This is a genomic window from Peribacillus sp. NPDC097295 (assembly GCF_044761665.1).
Lineage (GTDB): Bacteria > Bacillota > Bacilli > Bacillales > DSM-1321 > Peribacillus.
This window is the reverse complement of record NZ_JBIWCW010000016.1, coordinates 57,806-73,164: the sequence shown is the minus strand read 5'-3', so window position 1 is coordinate 73,164 and position 15,359 is coordinate 57,806. Positions and strand designations below refer to the sequence as shown.

At 43.6% G+C, this 15,359-nt stretch carries 8 protein-coding genes and 1 other annotated feature (1 of these 9 cut by a window edge); of the genes, 3 read left to right on the top strand and 5 right to left on the bottom strand.

Annotated elements, in window-relative coordinates:
* Positions 1 to 118: 118 nt before the first annotated feature.
* Positions 119 to 1,600: a glutamate synthase small subunit gene (gene gltD / locus ACIQXN_RS18340; RefSeq protein WP_402969866.1), complete on the bottom strand. Its 1,482-nt coding sequence runs from the start codon at positions 1,598 to 1,600 to the stop codon at positions 119 to 121.
* A 16-nt stretch (positions 1,601 to 1,616) separates the two neighbouring features.
* Positions 1,617 to 6,167 (bottom strand): glutamate synthase large subunit, encoded by a 4,551-nt coding sequence (gene gltB, locus ACIQXN_RS18335; protein ID WP_402969863.1) that lies wholly within the window; start codon positions 6,165 to 6,167, stop codon positions 1,617 to 1,619.
* A 133-nt stretch (positions 6,168 to 6,300) separates the two neighbouring features.
* Between gltB and gltC the strand changes: the two genes are divergently transcribed.
* The 3 genes from gltC (at position 6,301) to ACIQXN_RS18320 (ending at position 8,521) form a co-directional block, all read left to right on the top strand.
* Entirely contained in the window at positions 6,301 to 7,203 is a 903-nt protein-coding gene (gene gltC, locus ACIQXN_RS18330) for a glutamate biosynthesis transcriptional regulator GltC (RefSeq protein ID WP_402969860.1), read from the top strand.
* 83 nt (positions 7,204 to 7,286) lie between these two features.
* Complete coding sequence (locus ACIQXN_RS18325) at positions 7,287 to 7,808, top strand: spore coat protein (protein WP_402969857.1); 522 nt, start codon at positions 7,287 to 7,289, stop codon at positions 7,806 to 7,808.
* Between the two features lie 122 nt (positions 7,809 to 7,930).
* A complete protein-coding gene (locus tag ACIQXN_RS18320; RefSeq protein WP_402969854.1) occupies positions 7,931 to 8,521 on the top strand; it encodes a hypothetical protein in 591 nt (196 codons plus the stop codon).
* A 139-nt stretch (positions 8,522 to 8,660) separates the two neighbouring features.
* Here the strand turns inward: ACIQXN_RS18320 and ACIQXN_RS18315 are convergent, their stop codons facing one another.
* The 3 genes from ACIQXN_RS18315 to leuS all read right to left on the bottom strand — a co-directional run bounded on the left by ACIQXN_RS18315 (position 8,661) and on the right by leuS (position 15,207).
* Complete coding sequence (locus ACIQXN_RS18315; RefSeq protein WP_402969851.1) at positions 8,661 to 11,603, bottom strand: S8 family peptidase; 2,943 nt, start codon at positions 11,601 to 11,603, stop codon at positions 8,661 to 8,663.
* Between the two features lie 514 nt (positions 11,604 to 12,117).
* Positions 12,118 to 12,603, bottom strand: coding sequence for a GNAT family N-acetyltransferase (locus ACIQXN_RS18310; protein ID WP_402969848.1), 486 nt, complete (start codon positions 12,601 to 12,603; stop codon positions 12,118 to 12,120).
* A gap of 189 nt (positions 12,604 to 12,792) precedes the next feature.
* Positions 12,793 to 15,207: a leucine--tRNA ligase gene (gene leuS, locus ACIQXN_RS18305; protein ID WP_402969845.1), complete on the bottom strand. Its 2,415-nt coding sequence runs from the start codon at positions 15,205 to 15,207 to the stop codon at positions 12,793 to 12,795.
* Between the two features lie 53 nt (positions 15,208 to 15,260).
* Positions 15,261 to 15,359, bottom strand: a binding site (T-box leader); it runs 132 nt beyond the window's last position.

Sequence of the window (15,359 nt, the reverse complement as noted above, 5' to 3'; positions counted from 1 at the left end):
AAGTACCTTGCGCTTCCTTAGTGGTTGGTCGATGTGTACCCCCACAGTGGACTTTCACCACCTAGATAGTTGCCATGCCTGGCACACAAAGAAAAGAAGTGCCTAAAAACAGCACTTCTTACGCTAATACCGCGGCCCCCATCAAGTAGCTATTCACTTCCCTCGCTACTTCGCGCCCTTCATTGATGGCCCAGACGATCAGGCTCTGCCCTCTTCTCGCATCACCGGCAGCGAAAACGCCTTCGACATTCGTTCTGTATTCACCATAGACGGCATCGATTTTGTGATTGACTGTGTCCACTCCGAATTGTGTGAGGAGCGGTTGCTCTGTTCCTTCGAATCCGATGGCGATGAAGACAAATTGTGCAGGCCACACCTTTTCCGTTCCCGGAATTTCTTTGAAAAGGTAGATTCCATCTTCCCCTTTGATTTTTTCCATTTGGATCGTATGCAATTCTTTTACGTTGCCTTGTTCATCGGCCACGATTTTTTTCGTTTGAATCGAGTATTGGCGTGGGTCTGATCCGAATTTGGCTTCCGCTTCTTCATACGCGTATTCAAGTGAAAATACATTTGGATAGGCTGGCCACATGTTATCGGACGTACGAGCATTCGGCAGGATGGGATGTTTCCCGAATTGCACGACGCTGTTACATCCTTGGCGAAGGGCAGTCGCTACGCAATCCGCTCCTGTATCGCCGCCACCGATGACGATGACATCCTTGCCCTTCGTATTTAAAAACTTACCATCTTCAAAATTGGAATCCAACAAACTCTTTGTCGAAGTCGTTAAGTAATCCATCGCCAGGTGAATGCCTTTTGCTTCACGACCTTCTATATCCAGTTCGCGTTGCTTTTGAGCACCTGTGCAGAGGATGACCGCATCGTATTGATCTTGCAATTCTTCTTTTGTGATATCTTTTCCGACTTCCGTATTCAAGACAAAATCGATGCCCTCTTGATTCAATAAGGCGATCCGGCGGGCCACGACGTCTTTCTCCAGCTTCATGTTCGGGATTCCGTATGTCAACAATCCGCCTGCGCGGTCAGAACGCTCATACACCGTTACAGAATGACCTGCTTGGTTTAACTGATCGGCACTCGCCAATCCAGCAGGACCTGAACCGATGATGGCAATTTTCTTCCCAGTCCGATTTTCCGGAATGCGCGGGGTGATCCATCCATTTTCAAAACCTTTGTCGATGATGGAGCGTTCGATGCTTTTGATGGCGACGGCCGGGTCGTTAATCGCTACCGTACAAGACCCTTCACAAGGAGCCGGACAAACGCGTCCCGTGAACTCGGGGAAGTTATTCGTCTTCATCAAGCGTTCCAACGCTTCCTTCCATCTGCCCCGGTACACTAAATCATTCCACTCCGGAATCAGATTGTTAATCGGGCAACCCGTTGTGACCCGGTCCAATTCCATACCCACATGACAGAAAGGGGTGGCGCAGTCCATGCACCGCGCTCCCTGTGTACGTAATTTTCCATCCGAGAAAGAAGTGGAATACTCTCTCCAGTCACTTAATCGAGTAAGAGGATTGCGTTCATTTGGCTTTTCACGTGGATATTCCATAAATCCTGTTGCTTTTCCCATTTGACTCTCCCCTTCCTTACAGCATCACAGCTTGTTTGGTTGATTTTTTACCTTGGATGGCATTAGCCTGAAACGCACTCATGAAGGCTTCTTCTTTCGATAAACCAGCTTGCCTTTGTTCCTCGATGCTATTCATCATCCGTTTGTAGTCTTTTGGAATGACTTTAACGAACCTTTTTACAAGATCGTCCCAATTCTCCAGTACATAAGAAGCTTTCGCGCTCTCTGTATAATGAAGGTGGTTTGAAATCAATGCTTTTACTTCATCAACGTCTTTACTATCTTCAAGCGTTTCGAATTCGATCATTTCTGGGTTACATAAGGCCTTGAATGTTTCCGCGTCCTCCGAAAGGACATAGGCAATCCCGCCTGACATGCCGGCTGCAAAGTTTTTCCCGACATCTCCCAAAATAACGACGCGTCCGCCTGTCATGTACTCACAACCATGATCGCCAATTCCCTCGACAACGACATGGACCCCGCTGTTCCGCACCGCAAAACGTTCACCGGCACGGCCGTTAATGTATGCTTCCCCGCTTGTTGCACCGTATAGGGCAATATTTCCGGCAATCACATTGTCGCCCGCTTCGATCTGGTTACCAGCAGGAGATGTGACAACCAGTTTTCCACCGGATAACCCTTTACCGATATAGTCATTGACATCACCTGTCAAATACATCGACATCCCCTTTGGAATGAAGGCTCCGAAGCTTTGGCCAGCCGATCCCGTGAAGCGAAGTGTAATCGTATCTTCCGGCAGCCCTTCCTCACCATAGCGTTTGGACACTTCACTGCCGACGATCGTCCCAACCACACGGTTCACGTTCGTAATCGGGAAGCTCGCATCCACTTGGGTTTGATCATCTAGGGCAGACTGTACAGCAGGAAGGATCTCCCTGATATCCAATGATTCTTCGATTTTATGGTTTTGCGGATGTTGGAACGTACGGATTCCTTCCGGTTGGAAAAGAAGTGTCGATAAGTCGAGGTGCTTCGTTTTCCAATGTGATTGAGCCCGTTCACTCACCTGTAAAACATCCGTGCGGCCAACCATTTCATCGAGCGTCCTGAACCCTAGTTCAGCCATCGTTTCACGAACTTCTTCCGCAATGAAGCGCATGAAATTCACGACATGATCGGGATCTCCGGCAAATTTACTGCGTAGCTCTGGGTTTTGTGTAGCGACACCGACAGGACATGTATCCAAATGGCACGCACGCATCATCACACAACCAAGGACCACGAGTGGAGCTGTTGCAAAACCGAATTCTTCGGCTCCAAGAATCGCTGCCATGACCACGTCGCGACCAGTCATAAGCTTTCCATCCGTTTCAAGGACGACCCGGCTGCGCAGACCATTCAGCATTAAGGTCTGGTGTGCTTCGGCAAGGCCAAGCTCCCACGGCAGGCCAGTATGCTTGATGCTCGTTTTAGGCGAGGCACCCGTTCCACCATCATATCCACTAATGACGATTACATCGGCAGCCCCTTTGGCAACCCCCGCAGCAATCGTGCCGACACCTGCCTTCGATACCAACTTGACACTGATTCTTGCTTCACGGTTGGCATTCTTCAAGTCATGGATCAACTGCGCCAAATCTTCAATCGAATAGATATCATGATGTGGTGGAGGCGAAATCAGGCCGACGCCCGGTGTGGACCCACGAACTTCAGCTACCCACGGGTATACTTTATTCCCCGGCAATTGCCCGCCTTCACCAGGTTTCGCTCCTTGGGCCATCTTAATTTGAAGCTCATCGGCATTCACAAGATAATGGCTCTTCACACCGAAACGACCGGAAGCGATCTGCTTGATTCCACTTCGGCGACTATCGCCGTTTTCATCAGTTTCATATCGATTTGGATGTTCTCCGCCTTCTCCGCTGTTACTTTTTCCACCTAAACGGTTCATGGCAATCGCTAATGTTTCATGGGCTTCCTGACTAAGAGACCCAAACGACATGGCCCCTGTTTTGAAGCGGCGTACGATGGATTCCACTGATTCCACTTCATCTAATGAGATACTTTGGTTCTTTTGATTGAATGAGAATAAATTCCTTAAAAATCCAAGTCGCTCCTCATTTGCCAACTGGGAATATTGCTTAAATAGACGGTAATCGCCTTTTCGGCACGCCCATTGCAACGTATGAATCGTTTTCGGATTGAACGCATGATGTTGCCCATTCGCTCTATATTGGAAATCGCTTCCCGCTTCTAGTGTCTGATCGGAAAGATCAGTGACTGCTTTTTGATGACGAATCAACGCTTCTTCCGCGATGGTCTCTAACTCGATCCCGCTAAGTTGTGAAGCTGTACCGCTGAAATAGCGTTCAATTACATCTGCGCTAATGCCGACCGCTTCGAAAATTTGTGCCCCACGATAGCTTTGGACCGTGGAAATTCCCATCTTCGACATGATCTTGACGATGCCTTCCGTCACGGCTTTCACATATTTGCTGACCGTTTTTTCATAACTAATTTTTAAACTGCCGTCCACAACCGCCTGCTTATACGTTTCAAATGCAAGATAAGGATAAATCGCGTCTACCCCATATCCAATCAAAGCGGCAAAATGATGAACTTCCCTTGCCTCTCCCGTTTCGACGATGATACTTACCTTCGTCCGATTTCCATGGCGGATAAGCTCTTGATGAAGGGCGCTAGCAGCCAATAATGGCGGAATTGCAGCTTGTTCTTTGTTCATATTTTTATCGGATAAAATCAATAGGCTGATGCCTTCCGTTATCGCTTGCTCCGCTTCACGGCAAATCCGATTCAACTGACTTTCCAAATCTTCAGAAAATAAAGTCTCGATGACCCTACTTTTGAATTCCGGATAGTTGTTTTTCTTTAGCTGTTCCATATGACCTGGCGTCAATACCGGTGTATCCAATTGAATGCGATGGCTATTCTTTTCATTCGGATTCAAAAGATCGCCTTCCGCCCCCAGAAACGTCATTGTTGACGTAACGATTTGTTCACGAAGCGAATCGATTGGTGGGTTGGTCACCTGGGCAAAGGATTGCTTGAAATAGTTGAATAACGATTGCGGACCATCTGATAATACCGCTAGAGGAATATCGTTCCCCATTGAGCCAAGTGGATCTTTTCCTTCTTTAATGACCGGCAGTAAATATTTCTGCACGTCCTCATACGTATAGCCGAACGCTTTTTGACGGAAAACCAAATCGGATAAAGGTTCCACATCGACCGGCTGATCTTCGTCCGTCAACTGCACGATCTGTTCATCCAGCCACTTTTGATACGGTTGTTCCTTTGCCATTTCGGATTTGATTTCTTCATCCGAAATGATCCGGCCTTCCTCTAAATCGATTAAAAGCATTCTGCCTGGGCTTAAGCGCTCTTTATATAATACATTTTCCGGCTCGACTTCGATTACGCCGACTTCCGAGGAGAAAATGATGTAGTCATCTTTGGTCACATAATAACGGGCTGGCCTTAATCCGTTACGGTCCAGGATCGCCCCGATTTGTTTCCCATTCGTGAACGAAATGGCCGTCGGACCATCCCATGGCTCCATCAACATGCTGTGATATTCGTAAAAAGCTTTCTTTTCCTTCGTCATATGCGGGTTTTCCGTCCATGGTTCAGGAATCAGCATCATCGCTGCATGTGCCGGTTTACGACCTGCCAAGACGAAGAATTCAAGTGCATTATCCAAAATGGATGAGTCACTTCCGTCCGTATCCAAGATAGGAAGGACCTTTTGCAAATCATCCCCGAAAGCTTCCGAAACGAACTGCTGTTCACGTGCTTTCATCCAGTTTACATTCCCTCTTAGCGTATTGATCTCGCCATTATGGATCAAGTAGCGGTTTGGATGGGCCCGTTCCCAGCTAGGAAATGTATTGGTACTAAAGCGGGAATGCACTAAAGCGAAAGCCGACAAAAAATCCTCATGCTGCAGATCAAGATAAAAAGCATCCACTTGTTCCGGTGTCAACAATCCCTTGTAAACGATCGTAGCGCTTGAAAGACTGGCAAAATAAAAACGGTTTCCGCGTTCACGCGCCCAGTTTTCCGCCTGTTTTCTGATGATGAATAATTTGCGTTCAAAAGCCAAGTCTTCCGTAACGTCTTCACTGGCACCGATGAACACCTGACGGATCGTCGGGCACGTTTCTTTGCCGACATTTCCGATTTTCGCCACGTCTACAGGAACCGTTCTCCAGCCTAGAAGTGTTTGACCCTCTTGTTCGATTAAGGAATTTAGACGTGTTTCAATCTCATTCCGTTCCGCATCATCATTGGAAAAAAAGAGCATGCCTACACCATAGCGGCCCTTTGCCGGCAAATTCATTTCCGGGCAAGCAAGCCTAAAGTACTTATCAGGAATCTGCACCATCAATCCTGCTCCATCTCCTGTAAGAGGATCGCTCCCTTGTCCGCCGCGATGATCTAATTGGCACAACATCTGCAGTCCTTGTTTGACGATATCATGTGTAGCTAGCCCCTTTAGATGAGCGTATAAACCGATCCCACATGCATCATGTTCAAATTCCGGACGGTAAAGACCTTGTGCTTTTGGTATTTGATTGTATGTCATAATGTTTCCCCCCTCTTATTTCTTACACCGTTATGTCACTTACATATTATTCTAGGTTTTCAAATCAATATAAACAATATATAATTAAGCATAAATCTATCTCATTTTGAGATAGATGGATGGAGGTGAGCAAATGGAACTACGCCAATTACGTTATTTCGTCGAAGTGGCTGAAAGAGAACATGTCTCTGCAGCCGCCGAACACTTACATATAGCCCAATCAGCCATCAGTCGCCAGATTGCTAGACTGGAAGAAGAGCTGGGAGTCATGTTATTTGAGAAAATTGGTCGGAACATTCAATTAACTCCGATCGGAAGAATATTCTTGATCCATGCTAAAACGGCCATCAAGGCGATTGAGTATGCCAAATATCAAATCGAGGAATTCCTGGACCCCGAACATGGGATGATCAAAATCGGGTTTCCGACAAGCCTCTCCACCTATCTGCTGCCAACTGTCATTTCCGCCTTTAAAGATGAGCAGCCTAATATCTCGTTTCATTTAAAACAAGGTTCCTATTCCTACTTAATGGAGGCAGTGAAAAACCGCGAAATCGGCTTGGCCTTCCTCGGACCGGTCCCTACAAAGGATCCCGATATCGAGGGTCATATCTTATTCACTGAAAATGTTTCCGCCCTACTTCCCATCTCCCATCCGCTCGCGGAAAGAAAGACCCTGCGCCTAAGCGACCTGCGGAATGATCCTTTTGTGCTATTCCCTAAAGGTTACGTCCTTAACACCATTGCCATCGAAGCCTGTAAACAGGCCGGGTTCACGCCGAACATTGCGTCAGAAGGGGAAGACATGGATTCCATAAAAGGGCTCGTATCGGCCGGAATTGGAGTCAGCCTGTTGCCGGATAGCACCTTCTATGAAATCGTACCAAGAATGACCGTCAAAATACCCATAGAAACGCCTTCGGTCAAGCGGACAGTCGGGATCATCTCCCCAAAAAATAGAGAGCTGGCACCTTCTGAAAAGGTATTTTACGAGTTTGTAAAAAAATTCTTCAACCGGCTAGAGCAATATCAATAATATTTTCGCAATAATGGGATAACTTCCGAAAAGCCCACCTCTTGAATACAGTATCGGGACACTATGTTCAGGAGGTATTAAAAATGAAACCCACTCATTCACATCTTGCTTGGCATGAAACACTTGAGCTTCATGAATTGGTAGCTTCACAGGCCAATGCCCTGATGAAATTGAAAAAAGCCTACCCGGAAATTAAGGACCCGATTTTAAAAACGCTCTATAAGCAAATGATCAATTCCCTTACGCAAAACCTCATGGAATTGCTTCAATTTTATCCTTTGACGCCCGATGTCAATCGGACAGTGGAAGAAATGGAAGATGAAATATATGAAGGAGAGGAAATCAGGGATGATGCATCGGCACTGGCAGCCGGAGATTTGCTCGGCCTGGCTAAATCCTCCGTCAAGAATTACGCGACTGCGATAACGGAAACGGCGACCCCTTCCCTACGTAAAGTATTTAAGAAGCATTTGAACGGCGCAATCGATAATCATGCTAAAATTTTCAATTACCTATATGAAAGAGGCCTGTATCCAGCGTATGATTTCAACAAAATCCTCCAAAACGATGTAAATCTGGCCAATAAAGCACTGTCCCAATTATGAATAAAAAGAAGGTAGGCGGACGCATCGATTTTGTCTGTCTACCTTTTTTATTTTTCCGTCTTTTCGCTTATGGAATATTAATCCAATTATGGTAGAATAGTAGACTGAAAGGTGGTTATTGAATGAAACTCTTAAAAATGATTGTCTTTAGTTTGTCCCTTTCTCTATTCTTAAGTGCCTGTGGCTCAGAGAAAGAAGAAACGGTATCCAAAGTTCAATCGGAAGAAAACAAGACAGAGAACAAAACCGAAGAGAAAGTGCAGCCTGAAGAACAAACTGAAGAACAAACTGAAGAGAATACTGAGTCCGTTAAGCTAGACATACCTAATCAGGATAGTTACAAAGAGCTTTCCGTACTATTTACAAAAAAAGATGATCCCAGTTTGGATCAACACAAAGTTATGACAGAACCAAAAGATATCAGGACCTTCATCGACAAAGTGGATAAGATTGAAGTGAAAAAGAATAATGACCCAGCTGAATTGCTAGAATACTCCATGGCTATGGTAGAAGAAACCAAATATTTTTTTCAATTAACCAAGGATGAGAACAACAAGTTTAGTGTGTTTTTCTTTGAGGATGGGCAAGTCGTGTTACTTGAGACGGACTTATTAAACAAGTCAAAGGAAGATCAGGAAAAGATCTATGTTTCGAAAGCGAAACACCTTGAACTTTTACAGGAATTGAAGGATTCTCTTTCTCTTCCATTCTAATTCATCACGTACATACTGAAAGCCTATCAAAAACTTTTGATAGGCTTTTTTGTTGTCATCCTATTAAAGATTCAAGAAAAAAACGGCGTGTTCCTTGTTAGTTGTTTCTAACAAGGAACATGCCGTTTCAGTTAAGTTTTTACTTTTGGTACTTCTTCACGGTTACTTTCGTTGCTTTGCCTGTATTGCCCGCTTTATCTTTTGCTGAGACATACAAGTTAACTCCTGCTTTTTTCTTGCTGATTTTCACGGTATATTTCCCATTTTTATCAGCTTTGGCCGATCCGACTTTCTTGTTTTTAGACTTGATTGTAACGGTCGATCCCGCTTCCGCTTTACCGGTCACTTTTGTCGATCTGTCTGTTACTTTATTTACTGTCGGTGCACTTGGCGCCGTTTTATCCAGTACAGTCACTTTCGTTGCTTTACTTTCCCGTTTTGCCACGTCTGTAGCTGTAGCGGAAAGCTTTGTGCCTGCTTTTTGTTTGCTGATTTTTACTTTGTAAATCCCTTTACTGTCTGTATTGCCTTTGCCGATTACTTTTTTGGCGCTATTTTTGATGGAAATCGTCATTCCCGCTTGTGATTTTCCCGTTACATACGTATCTTTATCACTTACGGCTTTTACAGTTGGTGCTTTAGGAGTTTCCCCCTTCTTCACAAACACTTTAATGGAAGCGACCGCTGATTTGGTGGAATCAGAGATATTTACGCTAAGGCGTTGTTCAGCTTTTTGAACTGGGATTTTAATGCTGAAAGAGCCATTTGCTGATGCAGTCGTTTTCCCAAGTAGTTTCTTTCCTTTTTTCACTTCGATGGTAGAACCTTTTTTGGCTGATCCTGTAATCTTTGTTTGCGTATCAATAATTGGATTGACTTTAGCTTTTAGATCCACTTTACTAAGTGCACTAAATGCATTCAGTCTGCCATACCCGGAAACTAAATCTTTTCCAACAGGTAATTCTACAACTGGAAGTACATCCTTTACGTCCTCTATTCCTTCTTCGGCATATAATTCTTCTAATTCACCATAGGGATCTACATTATCTTCTTCTTTAAAAGCGACGTATTCTGATGTTTCATGAAGAATCTCTTTTACATCACTTAATTTCAAACTAGGATTCTGTGATACTAACAATGCAGTAACCGCAGCTACATGAGGAGTAGCCATCGATGTTCCATCCATATACGTTACATTACCATTCGGCACTAAGCTCGGAATAGCCGTTCCTGGAGCAACTATATCTAACTTTGCACCAAAACTTGAATAATCCGATACTAAGTCAAGGGCGTTGGTAGCACCGACAGAAATGACGTATTTAGAAGTAGAAGGATATGACATCTCGTCAATTCCGTCATTGCCGCTAGCAGCCACAACCATGACATTCTTTTCCGATGCATATTTCAGGGCATATTCAATGGTCCGACTGTAGCCGCCACCTAGGCTTAGGTTTATTACTTTTGCTCCATGGTCCGCAGCATATTTAATCCCTAAAGCGATTTTCTCCATGTCACCGGAACCATAGGAATCTAGCACTTTAACCGGCATGATCTTAGCCGATGGATTAATTCCCTGCATGGAATAGCCATTATTGGGTTTTGCAGCAATGACCCCGGAAACATGGGTACCATGACCATTGTCATCTATAGCATTTGCTTGTTTATTAATGAAGTTCTTCCCTAAATCCATACGAACTGCATCTTCTAAATCCGCCAGCGTATTATCGACACCTGTATCGACTACCGCTACTAATGTATCCTTAAGTGTGCGCTTCTTTAAAAGATTCTGTAGTTTTTCGTTATCAATGTCTGCGCCTTTTATTCCATCTTCGCCACCGAGGTTATTTAATGACCATTGGTATGGTGATTGGATGTCATTTGATAGAGCTTTGTATTTTGTGACTTTTTCGATATATTCCACTTCTGGGAGTTTTTCGATATTCGAGAGAGCTGTTGTGCTCATTTTTGCTTGATTGTCTAGCTCCACTACATACATATCATCAAACAGGGCTTCTTGTTTCTTAGTTACGGAAAGTGTTCCATATCCTTTTCCTTTTACTTGGGATTGGACAGAGTTCAGTGACTTTCCTTTTTTAAGCTTCACGATATATTTGTTATCTGTGCTTTTAGAAGCCGGAAGAGTAATTCCCATCTTGCTTGCGATATCAACGACCCGCTCACCGGCAAGATGATCAAGATTTACTTTCTTGGCAATAGTGTTCATTTCATCTTTTAAACCGGATGGAGCGACATCTTTTGTCTTTTTGAACAAAGCATTAATCGCTTCTTGTTGTTTATTGCTTACAACGGCCGTACTGCTTTCGCCCTTTTCATTTATCTCTTCAATAAGAGGTTTGAGAATAACTAGATTATTATAAACCTCTTCTTTAGAAGTTTTATTGCTTACTATATGAAAGGCAAGGAATGGGGATGTTTTATAATATAAAGATGATAGACTGCGTCCTTCAGAAGACTTTGCCAAAACTTCGTCTCTAAACTCCCGAATCGTCTTAAGCATGGATTCCCCTGATTTTTTATCCGTCACACTTATCTCAACCGAGCAAGATTCCGATTCATCTTCTTCTCCATATGTAGGAGCCAAGGTTACAGAATGAGCATTAATTGAATAGGTTGCCTTATTATTTTCTTCTGGCAACGGATTTCCTTCATCATCCGTTTCCCCAAAGTATTCAACCTTAACGTAATACGGACCTTCCCAAGCATAAGGAAAATCAACAATAGCTTTTTCGTCAGGATAAGAAGAAGTCCAATAATTCCCCTCATCATTTTCCGCTTTTTCTTTATCCGCATAAACAGAAATATTGAGGATCCGATCAGAATTAACTTCAAACTCAATATGAGAGAATTTTTCTATTTCTTCTTTCGTTGGTGTAATTTGAAACCATTGAGTACCAACATTTTCAAATTTCCCCTCTAAAGTGTCACCATTTTTAATCGTTTTTGCTTCTTCAATAGAAGTTTCACCTGTTGCAGCCTGAGATTTTTGTGGAATCATCAAACCAAAAATAAGTGAAAATATAAGTACACATACTGTAAATCTACTTACCCTTTTAACGTTCAATATTCACCCTCCTAAAAATGCTAAAAATACATTACTATACCAAATTATCACACTGTTAAATATTATCAACCATTTTTTTGGCAATATCTTGTTATTGGTAGATTTCAAGGTATAAACAGGTAAATCGCACTAATTCCAAAAGAATCTATTCATCATTATATTAGCTAATCCGCATCTATCATTTAGAAAATCCGTCCTATACAAGGTCCTCTCAATTTCAGTTCCCTTCACTATTCTCGAACCCTTCCATATTCGACTAATATGTGTCCAAATATCGACTATCGCCTTCTTACACTCTGTGGTTATGGAATTATATCGACGACGGCTTTCTTCACTGGATGCAAGAGTTCAAAAGTAGTAAGAGTTGTTTGAGCTTGTCCTTTTGCGGATGGGTCCATAATCAAATGGCATCGGCATAAAAAAGGATCGTCAGCGAAGATCCTTTTTTATGCCGATGCTCCCGATTATATTTTTCTACCTCTTTATTACAGATTGACTACCGAAAGATGAACAGTTACGTATTCTCCAACGACAAACTCATGACAAGCTGTTCTCCAATAGGACCCATTTTTCTCTTACCTGTATCGTTAAAACCTACTTTTAAATACAGTCGCTGAGCAGGAACATTTTTATGATTAACAACTAAAATGATTTCATCGCAGTAAGGAAATTCAGATTTAACAAAATCACTTAATAAGAGCATCGCTTGTTTAGCATAACCATTTCCTTGCTTTGCATGATTAACGGATAATGCAGTTAAGAGCATAGCTTTCGGATTATCCGAGTACTCCTTCACCCGTTCCGTTGAATGTAATAAAAAGAAACCTACGGGTTCATTCTCACTCAAAATAACAATACGATATTGTCCTTCTTTCACCTCTAGAATCTTACGTGGCAATGCTGTGAACTGCCCTTGTTCTTCAGGAAGTTCAAAGGAATTTAGTACATCAAAATATTCATTCGAATAATGTTTTAATTCAACGTAATAGACTTTTCCCATAGATATGGTCTCCTTGTTTTTTATTATATATTACCATAAAAATACATATTTTCATTCTCTGTTAACATAGAGCCTAGCCTATAATAGAACAAATTTATAAATCGATATAAAATGCGCCCCTCCCAAAGACAATACAAAAAAAGAGCCGCTCCGGCACATTCCATGTGGGGCAGCTCTTCGATAATTGATTTAGTTTGCGACGATGTTGACTAATTTGCCAGGTACGGCAATGACTTTACGTATGGTTTTGCCATCGATCTGTTCTTTGATGGCATCTTCGCCCATTGCGATTTCTTCTAGTTTTTCTCTTGTCGTATCAGTCGGCACCATAAGTTTGGCTTTGACTTTTCCGTTGATTTGAATAACGATTTCCACTTCGTTATCGACGAGTTTTGCTTCGTCGAAAGCAGGCCATGTTCCGTACGCGATACTTTCAGAATGGCCTAGCTTAGACCAAAGTTCTTCTGAGATATGCGGTGCAGCTGGTGCAAGCAATTTCACGAAGCCTTCGATATATTCTTTCGGAAGCGTTTCAGCTTTGTAGGCATCATTGATGAAGACCATAAGCTGTGAAATCGCCGTATTGAATTTCAATTCTTCATAGTTCTCGGTCACTTTTTTGACGGTTTGGTGATACACTTTTTCAAGCTTACCACTGTCATCCGTTTCGACCAATTTATCCGTCATTGTACCATCTTCATTGACAAGTAAACGCCAGACGCGATCAAGGAATCGGCGTGAACCGTCCAATCCGTTTGTCGACCAGGCAATGGATGCATCCAATGGCCCCATGAACATTTCGTACATGCGAAGCGTATCCGCACCATGGCTTTCCACGATGTCATCCGGGTTCACGACATTTCCTTTTGATTTACTCATTTTTTCATTGTTCTCGCCAAGGATCATTCCTTGGTTGAATAAGTTTTGGAACGGTTCTTTCGTTGGTACGACACCGATGTCATACAAGAATTTATGCCAGAAGCGCGCGTACAATAAGTGAAGCACGGCATGCTCGGCACCACCGATATAAATGTCGACCGGCATCCATTCTTTCAATTTTTCCGGATCGGCAAGTGCTTCCGTATTGTCCGGATCGATATAACGAAGGAAGTACCAGCTGCTACCTGCCCATTGTGGCATGGTATTCGTCTCACGACGGCCTTTACGTCCGTTTTCGTCGACGACATTCACCCAATCCGTGATGTTCGCAAGTGGTGATTCACCCGTTCCTGAAGGCTTGATGTCCGTTGCCTTAGGTAAAAGCAATGGAAGTTCTTCTTCCTTAAGTGCTGACATCGTGCCATCTTCCCAATGGATGATTGGAATTGGCTCACCCCAGTAACGTTGGCGGCTGAACAACCAGTCACGAAGGCGATAAGTGATTTTTTTCGTACCGATTTCTTTTTCTTCCAGCCATTTGATCATGGCCGTGATGCCTTCTTCTTTATTCATTCCATCCAGGAATCCGGAGTTCACATGAAGTCCGTCACCCGTATAGGCTTCTTTCGTCACATCTCCACCAGCCACGACTTCCTTGATTGGCAATTCGAATTTGACCGCGAATTCATAATCACGTTCATCATGAGCGGGAACCGCCATGATGGCACCCGTTCCATAGCTGATCAATACATAATCGGCTATCCAGATCGGCATCTTTTCGCCATTGACCGGATTGATTGCATAAGCACCCGTGAACACGCCTGATTTATCTTTTGCAAGGTCCGTTCTTTCCAGGTCACTTTTATGTTTCACTTCATCTAAATAAGCGTCAACGGCAGCACGTTGTCCGGAAGTCGTGATTTTATCCACGAAAGGATGCTCTGGAGCAAGAACGGCATATGTGGCACCGAATAAAGTATCCGGACGTGTCGTGAAGACAGTGAATGATTCATCGAATCCATCGATGGTGAACGTCACTTCAGCCCCTTCAGAACGGCCGATCCAGTTGCGTTGCATATCTTTGATGTTTTCTGGCCAATCCACATCATCCAAATCGTCGATTAGACGGTCTGCATAAGCGGTGATGCGCAACATCCACTGCTTCATTGGACGGCGTTCGACCGGATGTCCGCCACGTTCACTTTTCCCATCGATGACTTCTTCATTCGCTAAAACCGTACCAAGTGCCGGGCACCAGTTCACAGCGACTTCATCGATATACGCAAGGCCTTTTTCGTATAATTTCAAGAAAATCCATTGTGTCCATTTATAATATTCCGGGTCCGTCGTATTGATTTCACGATCCCAGTCATAAGAGAAACCAAGCGACTTGATTTGGCGGCGGAATGTGTTAATGTTGTGCTCCGTGAATTCCGCTGGGTCATTCCCCGTATCGATCGCGTATTGCTCTGCTGGAAGACCGAACGCATCCCAACCGATAGGATGAAGAACATTATACCCTTGTGCCCGTTTCATCCGTGCCAGAATATCACTCGCCGTGTAGCCTTCCGGATGCCCAACATGAAGACCCGCCCCTGATGGATATGGGAACATATCAAGCGCGTAAAATTTACGTTTGCCGCTATCTTCACCCGTTTTAAACGTCTTGTTCGCTTCCCAATACTGTTGCCATTTCGTTTCTATGCTTCTATGTTCAAAACTCATTAGACTTCCTCCTATTTTCCGTATGAAAAAACAATAAAAAACCCCTCATCCCAAATTGGGACGAGAGGATTATGTATATCTTCCCGCGGTACCACCCACATTGGCGATAACAACAAAAATCGCCCAGCTTAAAAGTTCCGTAACGTGGTTTA

What these genes read in the sequence shown, in the direction of transcription:
- gltB (WP_402969863.1), bottom strand. Translation starts at nt 6,167, where the DNA reads ATGACATACAATCAAATACCAAAAGCACAAGGTCTTTACCGTCCGGAA.
- ACIQXN_RS18310 (WP_402969848.1), bottom strand. Translation starts at nt 12,603, where the DNA reads ATGGGAAAAGTCTATTACGTTGAATTAAAACATTATTCGAATGAATAT.
- ACIQXN_RS18325 (WP_402969857.1), top strand. Translation starts at nt 7,287, where the DNA reads ATGAAACCCACTCATTCACATCTTGCTTGGCATGAAACACTTGAGCTT.
- gltD (WP_402969866.1), bottom strand. Translation starts at nt 1,600, where the DNA reads ATGGGAAAAGCAACAGGATTTATGGAATATCCACGTGAAAAGCCAAAT.
- gltC (WP_402969860.1), top strand. Translation starts at nt 6,301, where the DNA reads ATGGAACTACGCCAATTACGTTATTTCGTCGAAGTGGCTGAAAGAGAA.
- ACIQXN_RS18320 (WP_402969854.1), top strand. Translation starts at nt 7,931, where the DNA reads ATGAAACTCTTAAAAATGATTGTCTTTAGTTTGTCCCTTTCTCTATTC.
- leuS (WP_402969845.1), bottom strand. Translation starts at nt 15,207, where the DNA reads ATGAGTTTTGAACATAGAAGCATAGAAACGAAATGGCAACAGTATTGG.